The 23493-nt window shown below is 74.4% G+C and carries 17 protein-coding genes; 8 read left to right on the top strand and 9 right to left on the bottom strand.

Annotation, left to right across the window (positions count from 1 at the left end; translation table 11 throughout):
* The first annotated feature begins 4 nt into the window (after nucleotides 1-4).
* The 6 genes from K7396_RS05835 (at nucleotide 5) to K7396_RS05810 (ending at nucleotide 8005) form a co-directional block, all read left to right on the top strand.
* Nucleotides 5-796: an alpha/beta fold hydrolase gene (locus K7396_RS05835; protein ID WP_086718047.1), complete on the top strand. Its 792-nt coding sequence runs from the start codon at nucleotides 5-7 to the stop codon at nucleotides 794-796.
* 2 nt (nucleotides 797-798) lie between these two features.
* A complete protein-coding gene (locus K7396_RS05830; RefSeq protein ID WP_086718046.1) occupies nucleotides 799-2100 on the top strand; it encodes a nucleotide disphospho-sugar-binding domain-containing protein in 1302 nt (433 codons plus the stop codon).
* Nucleotides 2101-2105: 5 nt separating this feature from the next.
* The gene (locus K7396_RS35645; protein ID WP_263295795.1) at nucleotides 2106-3968 is read left to right on the top strand and encodes a class I SAM-dependent methyltransferase; all 1863 of its coding nucleotides are present in this window, start codon (nucleotides 2106-2108) and stop codon (nucleotides 3966-3968) included.
* A complete protein-coding gene (locus K7396_RS05820; protein WP_086718042.1) occupies nucleotides 3965-4942 on the top strand; it encodes a galactokinase in 978 nt (325 codons plus the stop codon). The genes K7396_RS35645 and K7396_RS05820 overlap by 4 nt, the downstream gene beginning before the upstream one ends.
* 75 nt (nucleotides 4943-5017) lie before the next feature.
* A complete protein-coding gene (locus tag K7396_RS05815) occupies nucleotides 5018-6199 on the top strand; it encodes an alkaline phosphatase family protein (RefSeq protein WP_086718040.1) in 1182 nt (393 codons plus the stop codon).
* A 186-nt stretch (nucleotides 6200-6385) separates the two neighbouring features.
* Entirely contained in the window at nucleotides 6386-8005 is a 1620-nt protein-coding gene (locus tag K7396_RS05810) for a phospholipase D-like domain-containing protein (protein ID WP_223659678.1), read from the top strand.
* A 138-nt stretch (nucleotides 8006-8143) separates the two neighbouring features.
* Here the strand turns inward: K7396_RS05810 and lysX are convergent, their stop codons facing one another.
* A complete protein-coding gene (gene lysX, locus K7396_RS05805; protein WP_086718039.1) occupies nucleotides 8144-11461 on the bottom strand; it encodes a bifunctional lysylphosphatidylglycerol synthetase/lysine--tRNA ligase LysX in 3318 nt (1105 codons plus the stop codon).
* A gap of 68 nt (nucleotides 11462-11529) precedes the next feature.
* Nucleotides 11530-12390, bottom strand: coding sequence for an Ig-like domain-containing protein (locus tag K7396_RS05800; RefSeq protein ID WP_086718037.1), 861 nt, complete (start codon nucleotides 12388-12390; stop codon nucleotides 11530-11532).
* Nucleotides 12391-12833: 443 nt separating this feature from the next.
* On the opposite strand from K7396_RS05800, the gene K7396_RS05795 reads away from it, so the two are divergent.
* The gene (locus tag K7396_RS05795) at nucleotides 12834-13028 is read left to right on the top strand and encodes a hypothetical protein (protein WP_086718035.1); all 195 of its coding nucleotides are present in this window, start codon (nucleotides 12834-12836) and stop codon (nucleotides 13026-13028) included.
* A gap of 45 nt (nucleotides 13029-13073) precedes the next feature.
* On the opposite strand, the gene K7396_RS05790 is transcribed toward K7396_RS05795, so the two are convergent.
* The 6 genes from K7396_RS05790 to xylB form a co-directional block, all read right to left on the bottom strand.
* Nucleotides 13074-14234, bottom strand: coding sequence for a phosphodiester glycosidase family protein (locus K7396_RS05790; RefSeq protein WP_152104383.1), 1161 nt, complete (start codon nucleotides 14232-14234; stop codon nucleotides 13074-13076).
* 174 nt (nucleotides 14235-14408) lie between these two features.
* Nucleotides 14409-15041: an N-acetylmuramoyl-L-alanine amidase gene (locus K7396_RS05785; RefSeq protein ID WP_086719324.1), complete on the bottom strand. Its 633-nt coding sequence runs from the start codon at nucleotides 15039-15041 to the stop codon at nucleotides 14409-14411.
* 245 nt (nucleotides 15042-15286) lie between these two features.
* Complete coding sequence (locus K7396_RS05780) at nucleotides 15287-16702, bottom strand: family 2B encapsulin nanocompartment shell protein (RefSeq protein ID WP_086719325.1); 1416 nt, start codon at nucleotides 16700-16702, stop codon at nucleotides 15287-15289.
* A 127-nt stretch (nucleotides 16703-16829) separates the two neighbouring features.
* Nucleotides 16830-18242: a family 2B encapsulin nanocompartment shell protein gene (locus K7396_RS05775; protein WP_086719326.1), complete on the bottom strand. Its 1413-nt coding sequence runs from the start codon at nucleotides 18240-18242 to the stop codon at nucleotides 16830-16832.
* A 156-nt stretch (nucleotides 18243-18398) separates the two neighbouring features.
* Nucleotides 18399-19682, bottom strand: a complete 1284-nt coding sequence (locus K7396_RS05770; RefSeq protein ID WP_086719327.1) for an ROK family transcriptional regulator — start codon at nucleotides 19680-19682, stop codon at nucleotides 18399-18401.
* A gap of 64 nt (nucleotides 19683-19746) precedes the next feature.
* A complete protein-coding gene (xylB, locus tag K7396_RS05765) occupies nucleotides 19747-21177 on the bottom strand; it encodes a xylulokinase (protein ID WP_086719328.1) in 1431 nt (476 codons plus the stop codon).
* Nucleotides 21178-21304: 127 nt separating this feature from the next.
* Here xylB and xylA point away from each other — a divergent pair, with 127 nt between their 5' ends.
* Nucleotides 21305-22468, top strand: coding sequence for a xylose isomerase (gene xylA, locus K7396_RS05760; protein WP_086719329.1), 1164 nt, complete (start codon nucleotides 21305-21307; stop codon nucleotides 22466-22468).
* 42 nt (nucleotides 22469-22510) lie between these two features.
* On the opposite strand, the gene K7396_RS05755 is transcribed toward xylA, so the two are convergent.
* A complete protein-coding gene (locus K7396_RS05755; protein ID WP_086719330.1) occupies nucleotides 22511-23476 on the bottom strand; it encodes an acetylxylan esterase in 966 nt (321 codons plus the stop codon).
* Nucleotides 23477-23493 lie beyond the last annotated feature (17 nt).

Here is a 23493-nt window from a genome sequence, read left to right as displayed (position 1 = left end):
CACCATGGCCCTGACCCCCGCAGGCGGGCTGCGCCTGCACACCCAGTGGCTGCCGGGCCGCGACGACGGGTCCACGGTCGTCTTCCTCCACGGCCTCGTGATGGACAACCTGTCGAGCTTCTACTGCACCCTCGCCGGCCCCGTCTCCCGCGCCGGGCACCCGGTGCTCCTCTACGACCAGCGCGGACACGGCCGCAGCGACCGTCCGCCCGGCGGCTACGACCGGGACACCGCGGTGGCCGACCTCGCCGCCCTGCTCGCCGCCCTCGGCCTCGACCGCCGCCCGGTGCACCTGGTCGGCAACAGCTACGGCGGTGTGCTCGCCCTGCACACCGCGCTGGTCCGCCCCGACCTCGTCGCCTCGCTGGTGCTGATCGACGCCCAACTGACCGGCGACTGGGTCGAGAAGATGACCGACACCCTGTCCGTCGCGGCCCTCGGCCTCGAACACCGCCGGCTTCCCGAGCAGCTCGCGGCGCTCGGCCGGCGCAAGGAGGCCCGGCTGACCGCCGGCGCCGACGCGCTGCTCAACCGCACCACCCTGATCGAGGACCTCGCGGCCGGCGCCGCCTTCACCGCCCGCGACTTCGCCCGGCTGCGCCATCCGGTCCTCGCCGTCTACGGAGAGCACTCCGAACTCCTGCCCGGAGCGCGGGACCTCGCGGCCGGGGCGCCGGACTGCGCGCTGCGTGTGCTGCCCGGCGTGGGACACACGGTGCTCAACGAGGCCACCGACGGGCTCTGCGCCGCCGTGCTGGAGCGGCTGGGCGCGCCGGCCGGGGCGGTGGCCCGATGAGAGTGCTCTTCGTCGTCCCGCCGCTGGCCGGCCACGTCAATCCGACGATCGCCGTGGCCGCCGAACTCACCGCGCGCGGCCACCGGGTCGCCTGGACCGGCCCCGCCGCGGCCCTGTCGCCCCTGCTCCCCGCGGGCTCCGTGCTGTACCCGGCGGGGGACCCCGGCGGGGGCGAGGAGGGCACCGACGCGCTGCACGGGCGGTGGCGCGATCTGCGGGGGGTGGCGGCCCTGCGCTTCCTCTGGGCGGAGGTGCTCCTCCCGCTCGCCCGCGCGATGCTCCCCGGGGTGCACGCCGCGGTCGAGGACTTCGCGCCCGAGGTGGTGGTGGCCGACCAACAGGCCCTGGCCGGGCCGCTGGTGGCGCGCCGGCACGGTCTGCCCTGGGCGACCTCGGCGACCACGTCGGCCGAGTTCGCCGACCCCTTCGACGGGGTCCCCAAGGTGGGGGAGTGGGTGGCGCAGCGCATCGCCGCCCTGCTCGCCCAGTGCGGCGCGCCCAGCGGCTGGGATCCCCGCTTCTCCCCGCACCTCGTCCTGGTCTTCTCCACCGCCGCGCTCATCGGGGGCGGCGGCCCGGCCGGCGACGGGGCGCGCCCGGCGGCGGACCTCGGCGGAGCGGGGGCCGCGGCCCGCCCCGGGGACCGGGTCCATCCGGCCCACTACGCCTTCGTCGGGCCCGCCTTCGGCGCCCGCCCGTCCGCCGGCGACTTCCCCTGGCACCGGCTGGACCCCGGGCGGGCGCGGGTGCTGGTCTCCCTCGGCACCCTCAACCGCGAGGCGGGCACCCGCTTCTACCCCGCGGTACTGCGCGCCGCCGACGCGCTCGCCGACCGGGCCCAGCTGATCCTGGCCGCCCCCCGGGAGTTCGCCCGGGACGTCCCGCCGCACCTGATCCACCAGGAGTACGTCCCGCAGCTCGCCCTGCTGCCGCACCTGGACGCCGTGCTGTGCCACGGCGGCCACAACACCGTGTGCGAGGCGCTCGCCCACGGACTGCCGCTGGTCGTGGCGCCGGTCCGCGACGACCAGCCGATCGTCGCCGGGCAGGTCGCCGCGTCCGGGGCCGGGGTGCGGGTGCGCTTCGGCCGGGCCCGCGCGGACGAACTGCACCGGGCGCTGGCCGCCGTCCTGGACGACCCGGCCCACCGCCGTGCGGCCCGCCGCATCCAGGCCTCCTTCGCCGCGGCCGGCGGCGCCCGCACCGCGGCCGACCGACTGGAGAAGCTGTCGGCCGGCGCCACCGGCCGCGCCGTCCCGCCCGAACCCGGCACCGCCCCCACCGAGAACGAGAAGGGACCGTGAGCCCGATGACGCGAGCACACCGTTCGGGAGCCCGCAGCCGCTGGGCGGCGGCCGCCGCCGTGACGGCCCTGGGGGCGGGCACCGTGCGCGCCCGCCGCCGGCTCGCCGCACTGCCGGTGCTCGACCCCGCCCCCGCCCAGGACGCCCCGCGGCCGCCGCTGCCCGGCTGGCACCTGGTCACCGCGCCCGGTGTCACCGTGGACGCGGCGACCCTGCGTGCCGCGGCCGATCACGCCGTCCGCGAGGGACTGCGCGTCGTGGACCTCGTCCCGGCGCGCCTGGACGCCGAGAGCACCCTCGGCCTGCTCCGGCTCCTCGACCCCGTGGCCCACCGCACCGACCGGTGCGCCCCGGGACACGGCGCGGGCCACGCCCTGCTGGTGTCCGACGACGTGCACCGGCGCGCCGGGCTCGACACCGAGCCCGCGCCCAGTGCGCCGGCCGACCTGTTCCGCCTCGTGCGCACCCTCAAGGAGTACGCCCCCGACGCCACCGGCTGGGCCCTCGCCCCCGGCCTGGCCGTGCCGCCCGCCGACCCCGCACGGCACGCCGAGGAACTCCGCGCCCGCGGCCTGCCGCCCGCGCTGCTCTCCACAGCCCAGCTCGCCGGCCTCGCCCTGCTGGTGAAGTGCCTGGTCTCGGCACCGCGTTGGGGCGCGGCGGCGACCGCCCTCTATTGGCTGCAGCCCGCGCTCGTCCTCGGGCCGGTCCGCGGCCCGCGCCCCGCCGGCCTCGCCCGCGCCACCGCCACCCGTCCGCTGCGCGCCGCGGCGACCGCGCTGCGGACCCTCGCCACCCCCGCCGCCGAGAAGCCCGACCCCGCAGGCGAGGCCGCTCGCCGGGCCGCCTACAGCAGGGAACTCGCGGGCGGCACGGACCGGTTCTTCGAACCCCGCCGCCCCGACTGCCCCTGGTGCTCGACGCCCGGCCCCGCCGTCCGGGTCCGCACCACCGACCTGCTCCAGGGCAAGCCCGGCCGGTTCACCCTGGAGGAGTGCCGCCACTGCGGCCACATCTTCCAGAACCCCCGGCTCACCCCGGAAGGGCTCGACTTCTACTACCGCGACTTCTACGAGGGCCTCGGCGGCGACGGCACCGCCCTGGTCCTGGGCCGGATGAGCGGCACCTACCGCGACCGCGCCGAGCTGCTCCGGCCCTTCACCACCCCCCGGGCCTGGCTCGACGTCGGAACCGCCGCCGCCCACTTCTGCAACGCCGCGCGCGCCGTCTGGCCCGACACCCGCTTCGACGGGCTGGACATGGGAGAGGGGGTGCACGCCGCCGCCCGCCGGGGCTGGATCGACACCGGCCACCAGGGCCAGTTCCCCGAACTCGCCGACCGGCTCACCGGCCGCTACGACACGGTGAGCATGCACCACTACCTCGAACACACCCGGGACCCCCTCGCCGAACTCGACGCCGCCGTCAAGGTCCTGGCCCCGGGCGGCCACCTGCTGATCGAACTCCCCGACCCCGAGTCCCGCGCCGGCCGGCTGCTCGGCCGCTACTGGCTGCCCTGGTTCCAGCCCCAGCACCAGCACCTCATGCCCGTCGGCAACCTCAAACAGGCCCTGGCAGCACGGGGGTTCACCCTCCTCGCCGAGGAGCACGGCGCCGCCCACCAGCCCAACGGCGACTTCCTCGGCGCCGCCGTCCTCGCCGCCAACAGCCTCGTCCCCGACCCGCAGGCACCCTGGGCCACCGTCCCCGACACCCCGGCCCGCCGCGCCGCCCGGAGCACCGTCCAGGCCCTGGCGGTGCCCTGCTTCGCCGCCGCGTTCGCCCTCGACGCCCTGCGCACCGCCGTGGCCCGGGCCTCCGACGGCGGCAACGCCTACCGGCTGCTCGCCCGCAAGGAGCTGGGGTGAGCGGCGCGGACCTGGCCCGCCGCGCCACGGCGGACCCGCTGCTGCGCCTGCTCTCCCACGGCTTCGCGACGACGTACCGGCGCCCGCCCGAGGCGGTGTGGCGGGCCCCGTACGCGTTCCGCGCCGGCGCCCCCGCGGTCCCGTCCGCGGCGCCGGCCACCGGTAGCCCGCCATGGGCCGGCTGGTGCGCGGCGGCCGGCCACTACGTCGATGTGGCCGTCGCCCCGCGCGCCGACGGGGTGCTGCGCTGCGCCTCGCTCAACCACCCGGCCGAGGCCGCCGAACTCCCGCTCACCGGCCCGGCCGGCCGCGCCCCCGACTGGGCCGCCCGCCCGTACGCCGCGCTGCGCGCCCTCGCCGCCGCCGGCTGCGGGCGCGGCGGCGCCGATCTGCACCTCAACGCGCCGCTGCCCGAGGCCGTGGGGCTGCCCGTCGCCGAACCGCTGGAGTGCGCCGTCGCCCTGGCCGTCGCGGACGCCCACGCCGGCCGGGGCCCGGACGCCCCGAGCCGCCACCGGCTGGCGGCCCTCCTGGACGCCGCGGTGCCCGGTGACGACGGGCTGCGCCGGGCCGTGCTCTTCGCCCGCGCCGGCCACCTCCTCGCGCCCGACGGCAGCACCCACCGCCCGCTGCGCGCCCTCGACGGCGCCCCGGACCCCTGCCTGCTGCTCCTGACCGCCCGCCTCCCGCCGGGTACGGACCCGGACGCGGACGATTCCACCGCGGCCGCCCCAGGCGCCCGCGCCGCGGGGGCCGCCGGCCTCGCCGCGGCGGCCCGCGCCGCCCTGGACGCCGGTGCCCGGTCCGCCTGGTGGCCGGGCGCTCGTCCGGGCCGCGGTGTGCTGCTATTGCTGCCCGCGCACCGGCGCGCGGCCGTCCGGGCCGCCGCCGTCGCGTCCTTCCGCCGCCGGGACCTGCCGGTTCCCCGCGTCCTGCGGATCACCCTCGCGGCCGCGGCCCGCCGCGAAGGCTGACCCCCGAAGCATTCCGGGCAAGGAGCCCGGCGGCCCGGACGAGGACGCCGCGTCCCGGGCAAGGAGGGAGACCCGATGACCCGTACAGCGGTCCGCGCGCGCAGGGCACTCGTGGCGGTGCTCGGCGCGTTCGGCCTGATCTTCGCCGCCACCACCGCCGACGCCCGCACCGTCCCGGCAGGCGCCGCGGTGCACCCGGGCGGCAGCACCCGCACCGCGCTGCCGTCCTACGACCACGTCGTGATCGTCGTCTTCGAGAACAAGCAGTACGGCGAGATCATCGGCAACCGCGACGCCCCCTACCTCAACGAACTCGCCCAGAGCGGCGCCAGTCTGACGGACATGAAGGCGCTGACCCACCCCAGCCAGCCGAACTACTTCCACCTCTTCTCCGGCGCCACCCAGGGAGTCACCGGCGACGGCTGCTACACCCCGCAGTCGATGACCGCGCCCAACCTCGCCCAGGAACTCCTCGCCGTCGGCAAGACCTTCGCCAGCTACAACGAGGGCCTGCCGGAAGAGGGTTCCACGACCTGCTCCAGCGGCCGCTACGCCCAGAAGCACAACCCCTGGTTCGCCTTCCGCAACGTGCCCCTGAACACCGGCCGGACCTTCGCCCAGTTCCCCCGGGACGACTTCAGCCGGCTGCCCACCGTGTCCTTCGTGATCCCCGACATGTGCAACGACATGCACGACTGCGCCGTCGGCAGCGGCGACACCTGGCTCAGGAACAACCTCGACTCCTACGCCCGGTGGGCCGAGGACCACAACAGCCTGCTGATGGTGACCTGGGACGAGGACAACTACTTCGGCTCCAACAGGATCGCGACCGTCTTCCACGGGGCCCACGTCCGGCAGGGCACCGTCAGCGGCGCGTACAACCACTACAGCCTGCTGCGCACGATCGAGGACATGTACGGCACCGGCCATGCGGGCAACGCGGCCACCGCCACCCCCGTCACCGCGGCGTTCGACACCGGGGGTGAGCCGCCCGGCGGCGACCTGAAGCTCACCGCCCCCGGCCCGCAGACCTGCCGCTTCCTCCAGGAGTGCACCCTCGCGCTCACCGCCACCGGGGGCACGCCCCCGCTCACCTACCGCGCCACCGGCCTGCCGCTGGGCCTGAGCGCCGACGCCGCCGGCCGGATCGGCGGCAGGCCCTGGGCGACCGGCACCTTCCCGGTCACCGCCACCGTCACCGACTCCACGGGCGCGAGCGCGACCGCCTCCTTCCCGCTCACCGTGAACTGGTTCTGAGGCCCCGCCGCGCCCGCGGCAGGGGAGCAGCGGACGCGGCGGGAACAGCAGTTGTAGCAAAGATCGTCTTCTGCGCCGGGGAAGCGGAAGGGAGCCGGTATTTTCTCGTCGCAACCGGAGCCGGGCCCGCGGTCCATGACCAGTGATCAGCGCCCGGCTCGCCTCCCCACGCACAAAGGCAAGCTCTTGGCTCCTCACCGACTCCACCGCCTGATACCGGTGTCCGTCGCCCTGACGACCGTGTGCGCGGCACTGCCGTCCTCGACGGCCTACGCCGCGGACACACCGCCCACCCCCCATCTGGACGCCATCGAGCGGTCGCTGCGCGACACCTCCCCCGGCCTCGAAGGCTCGGTGTGGCAGCGCACGGACGGCAACCGCCTGGACGCCCCGGACGGCGACCCCGCCGGCTGGCTGCTGCAGACCCCCGGCTGCTGGGGCGACGCCGGCTGCAAGGACCGCGCCGGCACCCGGCGGCTGCTCGACAAGATGACCCGCAACATCGCCGACGCCCGGCACACCGTGGACATCTCCTCGCTGGCCCCCTTCCCCAACGGCGGGTTCGAGGACGCCGTCGTCGACGGCCTCAAGGCGTCCGTCGCGGCGGGGCACTCCCCGCGGGTGCGCATCCTGGTCGGCGCCGCCCCGATCTACCACCTCAACGTGGTGCCGTCCCGCTACCGCGACGAGCTGATCGGCAAGCTCGGCGCGGCGGCCGGCAAGGTCACGCTCAACGTCGCCTCGATGACCACGTCCAAGACGTCGCTCTCCTGGAACCACTCCAAGCTCCTCGTGGTCGACGGGAAGACGGCCATCACGGGCGGGATCAACGGCTGGAAGGACGACTACCTCGACACCGCCCACCCGGTGTCGGACGTGGACATGGCGCTCAGCGGCCCGGCCGCCCGCTCGGCGGGGAAGTACCTCGACACCCTCTGGGACTGGACCTGCCGCAACGCGTCCGACCCGGCCAAGGTGTGGCTCGCCACGTCGAACGGCGCCTCCTGCATGCCGTCGATGGAGCAGGACGAGGCGGGATCCGCCCCCGCCGAGCCCACCGGTGACGTCCCCGTCATCGCGGTCGGCGGCCTCGGCGTGGGCATCAAGGAGTCCGACCCCTCCTCGGGATACCACCCGGACCTGCCGACGGCCCCGGACACCAAGTGCACCGTGGGGCTGCACGACAACACCAACGCCGACCGCGACTACGACACGGTCAACCCCGAGGAGAACGCGCTGCGTTCGCTCATCGCCAGCGCGCGCAGCCACGTCGAGATCTCCCAGCAGGACCTCAACGCCACCTGCCCGCCGTTGCCGCGCTACGACATCCGGACCTACGACACCCTCGCGGGCAAGCTGGCCGCCGGGGTCAAGGTCCGCATCGTCGTCAGCGATCCCGCCAACCGCGGCGCCGTCGGCAGCGGGGGCTACTCCCAGATCAAGTCCCTGGACGAGATCAGCGACACCCTCCGCACGCGTCTCGTCGCCCTGACCGGCGACAACGAGAAGGCGTCGCGGGCCCTGTGCGGCAACCTGCAGCTCGCCTCGTTCCGCAGCTCGGACGCCGCGAAGTGGGCCGACGGCAAGCCGTACGCGCTGCACCACAAGCTGGTGTCGGTGGACGACTCGGCGTTCTACATCGGCTCCAAGAACCTCTACCCGGCCTGGCTGCAGGACTTCGGCTACATCGTCGAGAGCCCCGCCGCGGCCCAGCAGCTCAAGACCGAGCTGCTCGACCCGGAGTGGAAGTACTCCCAGCAGGCGGCGGCCACCCCGGCCGGCTGCCCGGCTCGCCAGGCGGGCTGACCCCGCGGGGCGGGCAGGCCCCGCCGGAACCAGGGGCCCGGATGTGACGGGCGCCCGCCAACGGCGAAGGCCGCACCCACCGCAGCGGTGGGTGCGGCCTTCGCCGTCCGGCCCGCGGTGCGCGGGCCCGTGGTGCCGTCAGCGGCGCCGCACCAGCGGGAACGGCAGCGTCTCGCGGATCGACAGCCCCGTGAGGAACATGACCAGCCGGTCGACGCCGATGCCCAGACCACCGGTCGGCGGCATCGCGTACTCCAGGGCCTGCAGGAAGTCCTCGTCCAGCTCCATCGCCTCCGGGTCACCGCCGGCCGCCAGCAGCGACTGCGCGGTGAGCCGGCGGCGCTGCTCCACCGGGTCGGTCAGCTCCGAGTAGGCGGTGCCCAGCTCGGTGCCGAACGCGACCAGGTCCCAGCGCTCGGCGAGCCGCGGGTCCCTGCGGTGCTGACGGGTCAGCGGCGAGACATCGGTCGGGAAGTCCTTGTAGAACGTCGGGAGCTGGGTGCGCTCCTCCACCAGCCGCTCGTACATCTCCAGCACGATGTCGCCCCGGCCCATCTCCGGCTTCACCGGCACCGACGAGGCGGCGCACAGCCGGCGCAGCACGTCCGGCCCGGTGTCCGCGTCGACCTCCTCGCCGAGCGCCTCGGAGATCGCGCCGTAGACGGTCTTCACCGGCCAGAGCCCCGAGATGTCGTGCTCGACCAGCCGGCCCTTCTCGTCCGCCTTGCGGGCGGTGGCGCTGCCGAACGCGGCGATCGCCGCCCCCTGGATCAGCTCCCGGGTCAGATCGAGCATCACGTCGTAGTCGGCGAACGCCTGGTACGCCTCCAGCATCGTGAACTCGGGGTTGTGCTTGTAGGAGATGCCCTCGTTGCGGAAGGTCCGCCCCATCTCGAAGACCTTCTCCATCCCGCCCACGCACAGCCGCTTGAGGTACAGCTCCGGCGCGATGCGCAGATACAGGTCGAGGTCGTAGGCGTTGATGTGGGTCTGGAACGGGCGGGCGTTGGCGCCGCCGTGGATCTGCTGCAGCATCGGCGTCTCGACCTCGAGGTAGCCGCGCTCGATCAGCCCCTGGCGCAGCGCCTGGACGGCCGTGCTGCGCGCCCGGACGTTGTCCCGCGCGTCCGGCGAGACGACCAGGTCCACATACCGCTGGCGGACCTTGGCCTCCGGGTCGGACAGACCGCGCCGCTTGTCCGGCAGCGGCCGCAGGCACTTGGCGGTCAGCCGCCACCCGGTGACGAACACCGTCAGCTCGCCGCGGTCGCTGCTGCCGACCTCGCCCTCGGCCTCGACGTGGTCACCGAGGTCGATGTCCGTACCGAAGCGCTCCAGCAGCTCCTTGCCGCTGCCGTCCCGGGTCAGCGCGATCTGCAGATCGCCCGACCAGTCCCGCAGCACCGCGAAGAGCACCCCGCCGTGGTCGCGGGTGAGCAGCACCCGACCGGCGATGCTGACGGTCTTGCCGGTGCGCGCGCCGGGCGTCAGGTCCGGGTGCTCGTCGCGGACCTCGGCGAGGGTGTGGGTGCGCTCCACGCCCACCGGGTACGGGTCGGTGCCGGCCTCGCGCAGCCGCTCCAGCTTGAGGTGGCGCACCCGCACCTGCTCGGGCAGCGCGGCCAGTTCCCGTTCGTGCAGCTCCTCCTCGGTGGCCGGTCCGGTCTGCACCAGGCCGAGTTCGTCCAGCGACGGCAGGCCCGCGGTGCTGGCCGGGGCCAGCACCCGCTTCTTGTGGCCCTTGCCCCACAGCTTGCCCAGGCTCGGCACGGCCACGAAGCCCTCGGCGATACCGGAGGCCAGACCGATCCGGGCCAGCGCGCCGGCGTCCGCGTAGCACAGGAACCGCGGGTACCACTCCGGGTTGTACTTGGCGTTGGAGCGGTACAGGGCCTCCAGCTGCCACCACTTGGAGAAGAACAGCAGCAGCCGGCGCCAGAACTTCAGCACCGGACCGGCACCGATCCGGCCGCCCTCCTCGAAGGCGGAGCGGAACACCGCGAAGTTCAGCGAGATCCGCCGTACGCCCATCGCCCCGGCCTGGGCGCAGAGCCGGGCCACCATGAACTCCATGACGCCGTTGGGCGCGGTGCGGTCGCGGCGCATGACGTCCAGCGAGATGCCCTCCTTGCCCCACGGCACGAAGGACAGCAGCGCGATCATGTTGCCGTCGCCGTCGAACGCCTCGGCCAGCAGGCAGTCCCCGTCCTCCGGGTCGCCCAGCCGGTCCAGCGCCATCGAGAAGCCGCGCTCGGTCTCGGTGTCCCGCCAGGCGTCGGCCCGGTGGATGACCTCCTGCATCTCCTCGTCGGTCAGCGCGGAGTGGCGCCGTACGCGGAAGGTCGCGCCGGTCCGCTCGACGCGGTTGACGGCCTGGCGGGTCACCCGCATCTCCCGGCCGTCGAGGTCGAAGTCCTTCACGTGCAGGATCGCCTCGTCGCCGAGCTGCAGCGCGCCCAGGCCGCAGCGGGCGAACGCCTTGGCGCCGTTCTCGCTGGCGCCCATGACGGCGGGCTGCCAGCCGTAGCGTCCGGCGACCTCCAGCCACGCCTCGATGGCCTGCGTCCACGCCTCCCGGTCACCGACCGGGTCACCGCTGGCCAGGCAGACGCCGGCCTCGACGCGGTAGGTGACGGCGGCCTTGCCGCTGGGGGAGAAGACCACGGCCTTGTCGCGGCGGGAGGCGAAGTAGCCCAGCGAGTCCTGGCTGCCGTAGCGGTCCAGCAGGGCCCGGATGCGGGCCTCCTCGTCGCCGTGCAGCGCGGCCTCCATGCGCTGCGAACGGAACAGGGTGGCCGCGGCGTTCAGCAGTGCCAGTGCGCCGAGGAGGCCGAGGACGGCGCTGGTCCAGTGCGGCGGATGGCCCTCGATCAGCCGGCCGCCGACGAGCCCGCCGCAGACGCGGTTGGCGGCCCACAGCAGCCGGTTGGCGGCGCCGGGCTCCAGGGTGCCGGGGACCAGCGACACCAGTCCCCAGCCGATCAGCACCGCCGCGGCGAGCCCGCCGATCAGCACCAGGATCGCGCGCAGGAACGCGCCGCGCCGGGTGATCGCGTAGAACTCGCGGTGCGAGACGAGCAGCAGCACCAGCGCCCCGGCGCACAGCACCAGGGAGAAGGCGTACTCCCAGTACCCGCCGGCCAGGAACAGCGCGTCGGCGAGGGTGACCAGCACCATGTAGGTCACCACGAACCACAGCGCCACCCGTTTGCGGGCGGTCATCGCCGCGGCCAGGAGGAAGAGGAACACCGCGTACGCGAAGTTCGGCACCACCGGGATGGTGAGCGTGTCCAGCCAGTAGATCACCGGGTGGAGTCCGCGCCGGAGGGGCCCGATCAGCGCCATCAGGGCACAGAAGAGCCCCAACAGGCTGAAGATGATGGCGAAGCCGTTGGGGACGCGGCGCCGGAAGCGCTGCCACCCCGTGAGTTGATCCTGGTCCTGCACGGTGCTCATTCCGTCACACTAGGCTCTGAAAGGGTTCAGCTGCTCGACGCGCGGGCGCTGGTTCGCTGCCACGGGGATCAGCCGTCATTCCAGTCTCCGATCCCGATGGCCCTGTTGTCTTCCCCTCGTTCAAAGGGTGCGGTGACCTCTGGGGGGTCACCCACGTGGACCTTGCCACAATCCCGTCCCATGTCCGAGTCCGGGCAGCTTCGGCCGACGGTGACGTTCAGGTCGTAGTCGCCGGCGAAGTAGCGGCCGCCGCCGGAGTCCACCCCGTCGAGGTCCGCCCGCAGCGTGACCTCGGTGCCCGGCTTCCAGGGGCGCGCGGGCCGCCAGTCCACCCGGTCGCTGCCGCCGGGGCCCTCTCCCCAGTCCCACGATCCGGCCGGTCCGTCCTCGCTGCTGATGCTCAGCCGCCGCTCGACCGTGGCCCGGTCGGTGACCGGGAAGTCGAAGACGATACCGAGGGACCGGCCGGCACCGGCCGCCGTGCCCGGCGAGCGGGGATCGAGCGTCATGGTGTTGAGCCGGGCCGCCTGCGCGGTGGTCAGCGACTCCTTGGTCGCGCCGACGCCGCCCTGGGCGTTCTCGGTCCTGGCGACGATGGAGTACTTGGTGCCGGGCGCGGCCTTCGCCCGGGACGTCCAGCTCCGCCCGCCGCGGGCCAGCCCGCCGGGCAGCTGCCGTCCCCGGGGGTCGGTGACCCGCACCTCGGTCAGCACGCCGCCCTGCGCGGTCACCCGCAGGCGGTCTCCGGCCCGCACGGTCCGGGCCCCGCTCGCCGCGTCCAGCGCCACCTTCACGGGGTCGCCCTGGGGCGCCGGAGCCGGGCCGGCCGCGCACGCGGAGAGCGTGCCCATGCCGATCACCGGGACCAGCGCGAGGACGGCACGCCGCGGCCGGACGGGCCGTCGGCGGCGGGGGAGGGGCTGGCTCATGTCGGGGGCTTCCGTCTGCGGTACGGGGGAGGGGGCGACGCTGTCGGCCGCTAAGACGGCGGATCGGCACGCCCCGTTGCAGGGAGTGACGTGATCCACGCCACATCGTGCGGCGGCCGCCGGGGCGCGGGGCGCGTCGCGGGGCGGCGCCCGGCGCTTGCGGTGATATGGGTGATTCGTTCCGCGCGGCCGTTCCGCTCGCAGGTGGGGAGCGGATCGGCGGCGGCCGGCCGGCGGTGGGGGCGTCCTCCCGCCCCCGGGTCGGCGGGCTCCCCGGCTCCCGGCCGGTCACCGGCCCGCTATGCCCTGCAATCGCCCGTCTGGTGACCCGCAGTGATCACCTGATCGGAGCACCCGGACGAGAACCTGACATACCCCGAAATACGCCAAACTGGCCACCCCTTGCTGCCCGTTCGGGCGGCAGCTGAGGAGGTGTGCGTCCCATGGCCATTTCCATCTCGGTCGTCCTGCTGCTGGTGGTCCTCACCGTGATCTTCCTGCGCAGCGGCAAGCTCAAGATCTCGCACGCCCTGGTGTGCGCGCTGCTCGGCTTCTACCTGGCGAACAGCAGCCTGGCCCCGGACATCCACCAGGGACTGTCCGGCGCCGCCGATGTGGTGAGCAGCGTCCGCCCGTGACGGTGCCGGGCCGCGACCGGCGCCGCCGCCGGCCGCCCGGCCCGCTCACCCCGACGAGAACACCCCGATCGCGTTGGGCACCGGCCGTTCCGCGCCGCCCGACGGATGGTTGCGGACCGTCGCCCCGTACGCGTCGCCCGTGACCAGCGTCGACGACCCGCCGCCGTCCAGGTCCACCGCGTCCCGCGCGCCCAGATCCACCATCAGGTCCGCGAGTTCGCGCACCGTCAGACCCGTCTGCCCCGGGGCCCCGTCCAGCGCCATGAGATACAGCACCCGCCCGCCGTCCCCGATCCCCGCGGACGTGCGCACCGCCACCGCGACGCCGTCCAGCCCGGCCACCGGCGCGTCGCCCCGCACGATCGGGAAGCCGCCCACCGCGAACCGCAGCGGCACCGGCCCCCGGCCGACGAGGCGGGAGTCGACCTGCACCGGCTCGCCGACGTCCAGCGTCCGCAGCCGCCGTGCCCCTTCCTCCCGCCCCACCAGCACCACGCTGCCCGCCGGCACCCCGCCGCCGCCCGGGTCGTCCGTCACCGCCGTCACCCGGCCGTGCCGCACGGTCACCGCCGTGGTGTCCGTGCTGCACGGCGCCGCCCGGTCGGTGTCGGTGCCGCAGGTGGCGCGCAGCCGCGAGGCCGGACCCCACTGCGGGGTGTAGGCGCCGATGCCGCCGACGGGGAGGGCGTACTGGTTCAGCCCGCGCAGCGGCAGCACCCCCTCGGGGGTCAGCACCGCGCCGCGCAGCGTGAGCCGGTCCAGCCTGGCCCGGCGGTCGTAGCCGACGCCGATGACGTCCTCGGTGGTCGCGCCCGGCGGCATGACCGGACCGAACCGCTGGCCGTCGGGCACCGCGCCCTTCAGCTGCCGCCCGGAGGCCACCGCGGGGCCGACCGAGGCGCCGGTCGCCTCGACGCCCGGGTGCTGGGTCTCGGTGATGTTGAAGAAGTCGCCGTTGACGGCCCCCACCGCGCCGCGGCCGGCGGCCAGTCGGGACACCGGCGACCGGGCGCCGACCGCTCCCGGGTACAGCAGGTCGACGGTGACCCGGGGATCGGCCAGGTCGATCGTCAGCAGGTGTCCGTGCACGATGCCGCGCGGCACCGTCAGCCGGAATTCGCCGTACGCCACGCCGGGTGCCACCGGCCCGGCGCCGAAGCGCTGGAGGGCGGTGCCCGCCGCGGTGGCCCGCGGCCCGCCCGCCATCCCTCCGCCGGCCAGCGCACCCCACGCCACCAGCACCGTCAGCAACGCCCGTACTCGACCGAATCGCCGCTTCACGATGCCCCCTGACGTCGTGCCAACTGTCCCAGGTGCCGAAGATGCCCACCATGGCCCGGAGATGTCATGAATCGGTACACCCGCGGAACGGCCGTCGTGTCATCCGGCGCTCCCCCAGGAGGCTTCGTGGACCAGCTGCAGATAGCGGGCCCAGTCCCAGAACTCCCCGGGGTCGGTGTGGTCGGTGCCGGGCACCTCGACATGGCCGACGATGTGCTCGCGGTCGACGGGGATCCCGTAGCGGCCGCAGATGGCGGCGGTGAGCCGGGCGGACTGCGCGTAGAGCTCGTCGGTGAACCACGTCGGGTCGTCGATCCAGCCCTCGTGTTCGATGCCGATGCTGCGGGTGTTGTAGCCCCAGTTCCCGGCGTGCCAGGCGACGTCGTGCTCGCGGACGCACTGGGCGAGCGCGCCGTCCGCGGACCGTACGACGTAGTGCGCGGCCGCCTTGTGCCGGGGGCTCTTGAAGAGCTTGAGGGTGTTCTTGTAGGTCTCCTGGGTCACATGGATCACGACCATGTCGACCGGGTACTTCGCCGGGCGGTTGGCCGCGGTGAAGTTGGACGGGCTGGCCGGCGCCCAGCGGTGCGGGGGATAGGCGCTGCCGCGCCGCGCCTGTGGACGCGGCGCGGCACCGGCCGCGGTGAGGGGGGTGAGTGCGGCGGACGCGGCGAGCGCGGCCGCGCCGGTGAGCAGGCGGCGGCGGTCCGGGCGGCGGTGATCGGGCTCCATGGGCACTCCTGACAGGAACCGTGGGGGCATGGTCGCGTACATGTCACACACCTGCGGTGCGTTCATGATGCGCAACAGGGCACGCCCTGCCAAGGGAATGGCCGCTTTGCCAATGGCTCGACCAAAGGCGGAAACGGCGCAGGTCAGGAGAGGGGAGAGATACCTGATCGGTTGTCACCCGGGTGCCACACCGACGGCCTTGGCAGCCGCCGGTGGACGTGGCACCCGGGCCGGTGCCGGGCCGGTCAGTGGCCGATTTCCACGTCCTCCAGGATGCCCAGCGCGTCCGGCACCAGCACGGCCGCCGAGTAGTAGGCGCTGACCAGGTAATTGATGACGGCCTGGTCGTTGATCCCCATGAAGCGCACCGACAGTCCGGGCCGGTACTCGTCCGGGATGCCGGTCTGGTGCAGCCCCACCACGCCCTGGTTCTCCTCGCCCACCCGCAGCGCCAGGATCGAGCTGGTCTGCTCCGGGGTGACGGGGATCTTGTTGCAGGGCAGCAGCGGGATGCCCCGCCAGGCCCGGACCGCCGTGCCCTCGTACTCCGCGGTCGTGGGGTAGATCCCCCGGGCGTTCCACTCCCGCCCGATCGCCGCGATGGTGCGCGGATGGGCCAGCAGGAACTGGGTCTTGCGGCGCCGGGAGATCAGCTCGTCCAGGTCGTCGGGTGTCGGCGGGCCGCTGCGGGTGTGGAGGCGCTGCTTGAGGTCGGCGTTGTGCAGCAGCCCGAACCCGGGGTTGTTGATCATCTCGTGTTCCTGGCGCTCGCGCAGCGCCTCCACGGTCAGCCGCAGCTGCTGGTCCAGCTGGTTCATCGGGTCGTTGTAGAGGTCGGCGACCCGCGAGTGGATCTTCAACACGGTCTGGGCGACGCTGAGTTCGTACTCCCGCGGCGCCAGGTCGTAGTCGACGAAGGTGCCCGGCAGGGCCGGCTCGCCGACATGGCCCGCGGCCAGCTCGATGGCCGCCTCGCCATGCTTGTTCTGCGCCGGGACCAGCGCCTCGCGGAACTCCGCCAGGTGGCCGCGCAGCGACTCCGACCCGCCCAGCACCTCTTCGAGGTCGCTGCGGTAGAGGGTCAGCGCGGTCACCCGGGTCACCGCCCGCACGGAGTGCTCCCACCGCGCGTCCGGGCTCAGCAGCGCCGCGGCGCCGACCGCGTCACCGTCGGCCAGCACCCCCAGCACCGTCTCGTCGCCGTACTTGCCGGCGCCGAGCCGGTCGAGCTTGCCGTGGGCGATCAGGATGACGCGGTCCGTGGGCGCGCCGGTGCGGGCCAGCACCTCGCCGGGTGCGAACTCCCGCTGGACGAAGCGGTCCGCCAGCGCCTGGAGCGTCGCGGCGTCGGTGTACCCGCGCAGCGGCGCCAGTTCGCGCAGCTCGGCCGGGATCACCCGGACCTCGGACCCGGTCGAGGTGAACTCCACCCGGCCGTCACCGAGGGTGTGGGTGAGGCGGCGGTTGACGCGGTACGTGCCGCCGGAGACCTGGGTCCAGGGCAGGATGCGCAGCAGCCAGCGGGAGGAGATCCCCTGCATCTGCGGCACGGTCTTGGTCGTGGTCGCCAGCTTGCGGGCGGCCGCGGTGTCCAGGCTGGACCGGCTCTGCTCGATCGCGGACTGCTGCGGGCCGGACGTCGGATCCACCGATGTGGTCATGGAGAGGGTTCACCTGTTCTGGTCGGAGCGTGCGGTGCTGTGGGTGCGGGGCCTGCGGGGTGTGCGGGCGGCGCGCCCGGGCGGGGATCGGGCCGCTCTCGGGCGCGCCGTACGTTCCGCGGGCCGGTCAGTGGCCGATCTGTACGTCGTCGAGAACGCCCAGCGCGTCCGGCACGAGAATGGCCGCGGAATAGTAGGCGCTGACGAGATATTTGAGTACGGCCCGGTCGTCGAGGCCCATATAACGCACCGAGAGGCTCGGCTCGTATTCGTCGGGAATTCCGGTCTGGTGCAGGCCGACAACGCCCTGCTTTTCCTCGCCGGTGCGCATCAGCAGAACAGAACTCGTCCGCTCCTTGGTCACCGGAATCTTGTTGCACGGGAAAATCGGCACCCCGCGCCAGGACGGCAGTGAATGCCCCATGAAATCGACCGCGGTCGGATAGAGCCCGCGGGCACTGCACTCCCGGCCGATCGCGGCGATGGTGAGGGGGTGGGCGAGCAGGAAGCCCGGGTCCTTCCACACCGTCGCCAGCAGGTCGTCGAGGTCGTCGGGGGTGGGCGGTCCGGAGCGGGTGCGGAGGCGCTGCTTGAGGTCGGCGTTGTGCAGCAGCCCGAACTCCGGGTTGTTGACCAGCTCGTGCTCCTGGCGCTCGCGCAGCGCCTGGACGGTCAGCTTCAGCTGCTCCTCGACCTGGTTCATCGGGTCGCTGTAGAGGTCGCCGACCCGGCTGTGGGCGCGCAACACGGTCTGCGCGACGCTGAGTTCGTACTCCCGCGGCGCCAGGTCGTAGTCGACGAAGGTGCCGGGCAGGGACGGCTCGCCGTGGTGCCCCGAGGCGACGGAGACCGCGGACTCCCCCGCGGTGTTCGTCGGTGCCGCGTCGCCCTGCCCGGCAGCCGCCAGATGCTCGCGCAGCCCGGGGGAGCGGTCGAGGATCTCCTCCAGGGCCTGCCGGGGCAGCGCCATCACGGTCACCCGGGTCACCGCGCGATAGCTGAACTCCCAGGTCCCGTCGGCATCGGTGAGCGGGGCGTCGCCGAGGTGGTCGCCGCCGGCCAGCGCCTCCAGCACCGCCTCCTCGCCGTATTTTCCGGTGCCGACACGGTCCACCCGGCCGTGGGCGATCAGCACCAGCCGGTCGCCCGGTGTGCCGGCCTCGGCGATCAGTTCACCGGGCGCGTAGTCCTGTTGGGTGAAACGCTCGCCCAGCGCGGCCAGGACCCCGGTATCGGTGAATTCCCGCAGCGCCGGCAGTTCGCGCAGCTCGTCGGGGATGATCGAGACATCGCTGCCGCTGATGTCGAAATCGATGCGCCCGTCGCCGAGGGTGTACGTCAGCCGGCGGTTCACCCGGTAGGTGCCACCGGACACCTGCACCCAGGGCAGCAGTCGCAGCAGCCAGCGGGAAGTGATGCCCTGCATCTGCGGCGCGGTCTTGGTGGTGGTCGCCAAATTCCGCGCGGCGGTGGTACTCAGACTGGAATTCTGGGCCTCTTCCGCACTGCCGTGCAGTGATTCGTCGGCAATCGTCACAATGCCACCTGTCTCTTCGGAGGGTGCGATGCGGACCGCCGCCGAACCCCCCTTTCACGGCAGCTCCGCGGCAACCCGCCGAACCGACCGTAGTCGTGCTGTTTTTATCGGCACAATCGCTCGATGGGGTGGCATGGAATTCCCGTTCCATGGATAGGTTTAGCGGATTCCATTCCGGGGAGAGTGAGCCGGGGCCCAGGAACGGAGAGGATCGTCCAGCACGGCCTGGAGCGCCGCGTGCGCCGCCCCGAGCAGCGGCCCGTCCGCCCCCAGGCGGGAGACCGTCACCGCCGGCCCGCCGGCCCGCTCCGGATCCGCCGCCACGGCCGTCCGCAGCGCCAACTCCCGCTCCAGGGAGGGCAGGACCCAGGGCGCCAGCCCGGCCAGCGCGCCCCCGAGGACCACCGCCCGCGGATCCAGCAGGTTCACCGCCCCGGCGAGCGCGATGCCCAGCGCCGTCCCCGCCTCGTGCAGCGCCCGTACGACGGCCGGGTCCCCCTCGGCGGCGCGGCGCGCCAACAGCCCGAGCCGGGCCCCCGGTCCGGGATGGGCCGCCGCCTGCGCGGGAGTCAGCCCGACCGCGCGCAGCACCGCCTCCTCCCCGGCGTACTGCTCCAGGCAGCCCCGCCCGCCGCAGTCGCACGCGGGGCCCTCCGGACGCACCGGCACATGCCCCAGCTCGCCCGCGAACCCCCGTGCCCCCCGCAGCAGTCGGCCGTCCACGACCACCGCGGCGCCGATGCCGATCTCCGCCGACACATGCACGAAGTCCGGCGGCGGCGCGGGCCGTCCGTCGTCCCCGCCCAGCCGGAGTTCGGCCAGCGCGCCGAGGTTGGCCTCGTTCTCGACGGTGAGGGGGAGGGCCGGGGAGCCGTCCGCGGGGGCCGTCGCCCCGGCGAGCTCCGGTGCGAGATCGACGGACCGCCAGCCGAGGTTGGGGGCGTGCACCACGGTCGTCGCACCCCGGGCCACCAGACCGGGCACGGCCACCGCCAGCCCGGCCGGCCGCAGCCCCTCGGCGGCGATCCGGCCGGTGACCTCGGCGAGCAGCGCGGACAGCCGCCGCAGTACGGGGCCGGGGGCGCTGTGCCGGTTCGCCGCGTCGGCCGCGACCCGGGCCCGTACCCGTCCGCGCAGATCGACCGCGCACACCGCCAGGTGGTCGACGCCTATCTCGGCGCCGATCCCGGCCGGGCCGCGGTCGCTGACCGCCAGTTCACCGCCCGGCCGGCCCCGGCCGCCGGTCGCCGCCCGCCCCGCCTCGACCAGCAGACCGGCCCGCAGCAACGCGTCGGCCAGCGGGGCCACACCCGCCCGGGTCAGTCCGATCCGTGCCGCGACCGCCGGCCGGGACAGCGGCCCCTGCGCGGCCACGGTCCGCAGCACCCGGGCCAGATTGCGCCGCCGGATGCCGTGCTGGGTGTCGCCGCCGGGCGCGGTCACAGGGGTCTCCTCGACGTGGGGTGGGGAGGGCGGTCCCTCCAGGGGTACGGCCACGGGGCCGGGGTCACCGCCGCAGCAGCGCCGCGCCGTCGGCGAGGGTGGCGGCCAGCCGGTCCCAGGCGGCGCCGTCCCGCGGCAGCGCCTCGTACTCCGCGCCGCGCGCCGTCCCCCAGCGACGGGCCACCGCCGCCGGGTCCTCCTCCAGCAGCAGCCCGGCCGCCTGCGCCGCCGCGCCGAACGCCACCAGCTCCTGCGCCTTGGGCACCACCACCGGGCGGCCCGACAGCCGGCGGACGGTCTCCCGCCAGGCCCGGCCCTTCGCCCCGCCGCCGATCAGCAGCAGCGGCGCATCGGGCGCGGCGTCCGCGTCCAGCACCCGGTCCAGGGCCTGCAGCAGCGTGAACACCGCGCCGTCGTAGGCGGCCTGGAGCAGCTGACCGCCGGTGGTGTGGTGCCGCAGGCCGTGCACCAGGCCCGAGGCGCCCGGCAGGTTCGGGGTGCGCTCGCCGTCGAGGTACGGCAGCATCACCACCTCGCCGCCCGCCTCCACGGCCTCCCGGTCGCGCCCCAGCAGCGACGCCACCCGGTCCACGGCGAGGGTGCAGTTGAGGGTGCAGGCCAGTGGGAGCCAGTCACCGCGGGCATCGGCGAAGCCCGCGACGGTGCCGGTCGGATCGGCCGGGCGGTGGGTGGAGACCGCATAGACGGTCCCCGAGGTGCCCAGGCTCAGCACCGGCTGTCCGGGGCGCAGCCCCAGCCCGAGCGCGGCCGCCATGTTGTCGCCCGTCCCGGCGGCCACCAACGCGCCGTGCGGCAGCGGCAGATCACCGGCGTGCACGGTCCCGGCGGCCTCGCCCGGGAGCGCCACCCGTGGCAGCGCCTCGGGGGACAGCCCGACGTGCTCCAGGATCTCCTGGTCGTAGGACCCGGTGGACGACGCCCACCAGCCCGTGCCGGACGCGTCGCCGCGGTCGGTGACGGACTCGCCGGTCAGACGCTGGGTGAGGTAGTCGTGCGGCAGCCGTACCGCGGCGGTGGCGGCGGCCGCGGCCGGCTCGTGCTCCCGCAGCCAGGCCCACTTGGCCACCGTGAAGGCGGGACCCGGCACGCTCCCCACCCGCTCGGCCCACGCCCGCGCGCCCCCCAGCTCCGCGATCAGCCGCTCGCTCTGGGGCGCCGGCCGGACGTCGTTCCACAGCAGGGCGGGACGCACCGGCGCGCCGGCCGCGTCCAGGGCGACCAGCCCGTGCTGCTGGCCGCCGACGGACACCGCCGAGACCTGCCGCGCCGCGTCGCCGCACCGCTCCAGCGCCTCGCCAAGGGCCCGCCACCACTGCGCGGGGTCGCTCTCCTTGCCGTCGCCGCCGGAGACCGTGTGCGGTGCCTGGCCGCGGGCGACGACCGCGCCGGTCGCCGCGTCCACGACCAGGGCCTTGGTGGACTGGGTCGAGCTGTCCACCCCGACGACCAGCGGTCCGGCTGACTGTGCGCCCATCGTGCACTCTCCCTCGGCGGCCCGTCTCCAGGGTCCCGGTCCGGGGGGTTCCCCGGTGTGCTGCCGCATATTAGTTTGGCCGCGGCGGAATTTGTAAAGTGTGTTGACGAAATCACCGGGAGCCGCGATGAGTCACCAGCCCGTGCCCGAGGACAAATTCAGCTTCGGCCTGTGGACCGTCGGCTGGCAGGGCCGTGACCCGTTCGGGGACGCCACCCGCCGCGCCCTGGACCCCGTCGAATCCGTCCGGCGCCTGGCCGACCTCGGCGCCTGGGGCGTCACCTTCCACGACGACGACCTGATCCCGTTCGGCGCCGGGGACAACGAGCGCGAGGCCGCCGTCACACGCTTCCGGCAGGCGCTGGACGCCACCGGCCTGGTCGTGCCGATGGCCACCACCAACCTCTTCACCCACCCCGTCTTCAAGGACGGCGCCTTCACCGCCAACGACCGCGACGTCCGCCGCTTCGCCCTGCGCAAGACCCTGCGCAACATCGACCTCGCCGCCGAGCTGGGCGCCCGCACCTATGTCGCGTGGGGCGGCCGGGAGGGCGCGGAGTCCGGCGCGGCCAAGGACGTCCGGGCGGCGCTGGACCGGCTGAAGGAGGCGTTCGACCTCCTCGGCCAGTACGTCGTCGAGCAGGGCTACGACCTGCGGTTCGCCATCGAGCCCAAGCCCAACGAGCCGCGCGGCGACATCCTGCTGCCCACCGTCGGCCACGCCCTCGCCTTCCTCGAAAGGCTGGAGCGCCCGGAACTGTTCGGCGTCAACCCCGAGGTGGGCCATGAGCAGATGGCCGGGCTGAACTTCCCGCACGGCGTCGCCCAGGCGCTGTGGGCGGGCAAGCTCTTCCACATCGACCTCAACGGCCAGAGCGGGATCAAGTACGACCAGGACCTCCGCTTCGGCGCGGGCGACCTGCGGTCCGCGTTCTGGCTGGTCGACCTGCTGGAGACGGCCGGGTACGACGGGCCCCGGCACTTCGACTTCAAGCCGCCGCGCACCGAGGACCCGGACGGCGTGTGGACCTCGGCGGCCGGCTGTATGCGCAACTACCTGCTCCTCAAGGAGCGCGCCGCGGCCTTCCGGGCCGACCCGGCCGTCCAGGACGCGCTGCACGCCGCACGCCTGGACCAGCTGGGCCGACCCACCGCCGAGGACGGCCTGGCCGGGCTGCTCGCCGACCGCACCGCCTACGAGACCTTCGACGCCGACGCGGCGGCCGCCCGCGGGATGGCCTTCGAGCATCTGGACCAGCTGGCCCTGGAGCACCTGATGGGGGCCGTCTGAGGGCCCGCGCCCCGCGTCCCGGTGCCCCGCCGCGCCGGCCGCTCAGCCGAACAGCGTGCGCAGGAAGGCTATTTCGGCCGCCCGCTGCTCGCCGCCGCCTCCCTCGTGGGCGTTGAACCGCCACACCTTCAGCTCCTTCTCGCCCGCGTAGTGGTGGTGGACGGCGAAGCCGGTGGACGGCGGCACCACGTCGTCGCGCAGCGCCGTGCCGAAGAGCGCCGGGGCGGTGGCGCGGGCCGCGAAGTTCAGGCCGTCGAAGTGGTCCAGGGTGTGCAGCGCGGTGTCGATCCGGCCGCGCTCACCCGCGAAGTAGCGGGTGAGTTCGCCGTACGGCCCGCTGTCCGTGATCTCGACGGCGCGGCGCACATGGGCCAGGAACGGGACGTCGATCAGCGCGCCCGCCAGACCGGGGACCAGCCCCGCTACCGCGAGGGCGGCGGCGCCTCCCTGGCTGCCGCCGGCGACCACGATCCGGCCGGCGTCCACCGCGGCCTGCCCCCGCGCCGCCTCCACTGCCCGCACCGCGTCGGTGAACAGCCGCCGGTAGTAGTAGTCGTCGGGGTCGAGCAGCCCCTGCGTCATCTTGCCGGGCACCCCCGGATTGCCGGAGCCGACCGGATCGGGGGTGTCACCGGGCCGGTTGGGGCCGCTCTGCCCTCGGGTGTCCATGACGAGCGTGGCGTACCCCGCGGACGGCCACAGCAGCCAGTCGTGCACCATCCCCCGGCCGCCGCCGTAGCCGAGGTACTGCACGACACACGGCAGCGGCCCGTCGGCCGCGCGCGGGGCGAGGAACCAGCCGTGGATCCGGTGCCCGCCGAAGCCGGCGAACGTCACGTCCTGGGTGCGCAGCAGCGCCAGGCCCGCGTCGATCTCGGTGAAGCGCGCGTCGAGGTCGTGGGCGCGGGTCTCGTCGAGGGTGCGCTGCCAGAAGGCGTCGAAGCCGGGCGGCTCGGGGCGGGGCGGGCGGTAGGCGCGCAGCTCGTCCAGGGACAGGTCGGTGAACACGGGGAACCTCCGAGCCG

It is taken from the genome of Streptomyces angustmyceticus, from assembly GCF_019933235.1.
GTDB lineage: Bacteria > Actinomycetota > Actinomycetes > Streptomycetales > Streptomycetaceae > Streptomyces > Streptomyces angustmyceticus.
The sequence above is the reverse complement of the archived record's forward strand: the minus strand, read 5'-3'. Positions and strand labels throughout refer to the sequence as shown.

What these genes read in the sequence shown, in the direction of transcription:
- K7396_RS05835 (WP_086718047.1), top strand. Translation starts at nt 5, where the DNA reads ATGGCCCTGACCCCCGCAGGCGGGCTGCGCCTGCACACCCAGTGGCTG.
- K7396_RS35645 (WP_263295795.1), top strand. Translation starts at nt 2,106, where the DNA reads ATGACGCGAGCACACCGTTCGGGAGCCCGCAGCCGCTGGGCGGCGGCC.
- K7396_RS05815 (WP_086718040.1), top strand. Translation starts at nt 5,018, where the DNA reads ATGACCCGTACAGCGGTCCGCGCGCGCAGGGCACTCGTGGCGGTGCTC.
- lysX (WP_086718039.1), bottom strand. Translation starts at nt 11,461, where the DNA reads ATGAGCACCGTGCAGGACCAGGATCAACTCACGGGGTGGCAGCGCTTC.
- K7396_RS05800 (WP_086718037.1), bottom strand. Translation starts at nt 12,390, where the DNA reads ATGAGCCAGCCCCTCCCCCGCCGCCGACGGCCCGTCCGGCCGCGGCGT.
- K7396_RS05795 (WP_086718035.1), top strand. Translation starts at nt 12,834, where the DNA reads ATGGCCATTTCCATCTCGGTCGTCCTGCTGCTGGTGGTCCTCACCGTG.
- K7396_RS05790 (WP_152104383.1), bottom strand. Translation starts at nt 14,234, where the DNA reads ATGGCGGGCGGGCCGCGGGCCACCGCGGCGGGCACCGCCCTCCAGCGC.
- K7396_RS05785 (WP_086719324.1), bottom strand. Translation starts at nt 15,041, where the DNA reads ATGGAGCCCGATCACCGCCGCCCGGACCGCCGCCGCCTGCTCACCGGC.
- K7396_RS05780 (WP_086719325.1), bottom strand. Translation starts at nt 16,702, where the DNA reads ATGACCACATCGGTGGATCCGACGTCCGGCCCGCAGCAGTCCGCGATC.
- xylB (WP_086719328.1), bottom strand. Translation starts at nt 21,177, where the DNA reads ATGGGCGCACAGTCAGCCGGACCGCTGGTCGTCGGGGTGGACAGCTCG.
- xylA (WP_086719329.1), top strand. Translation starts at nt 21,305, where the DNA reads ATGAGTCACCAGCCCGTGCCCGAGGACAAATTCAGCTTCGGCCTGTGG.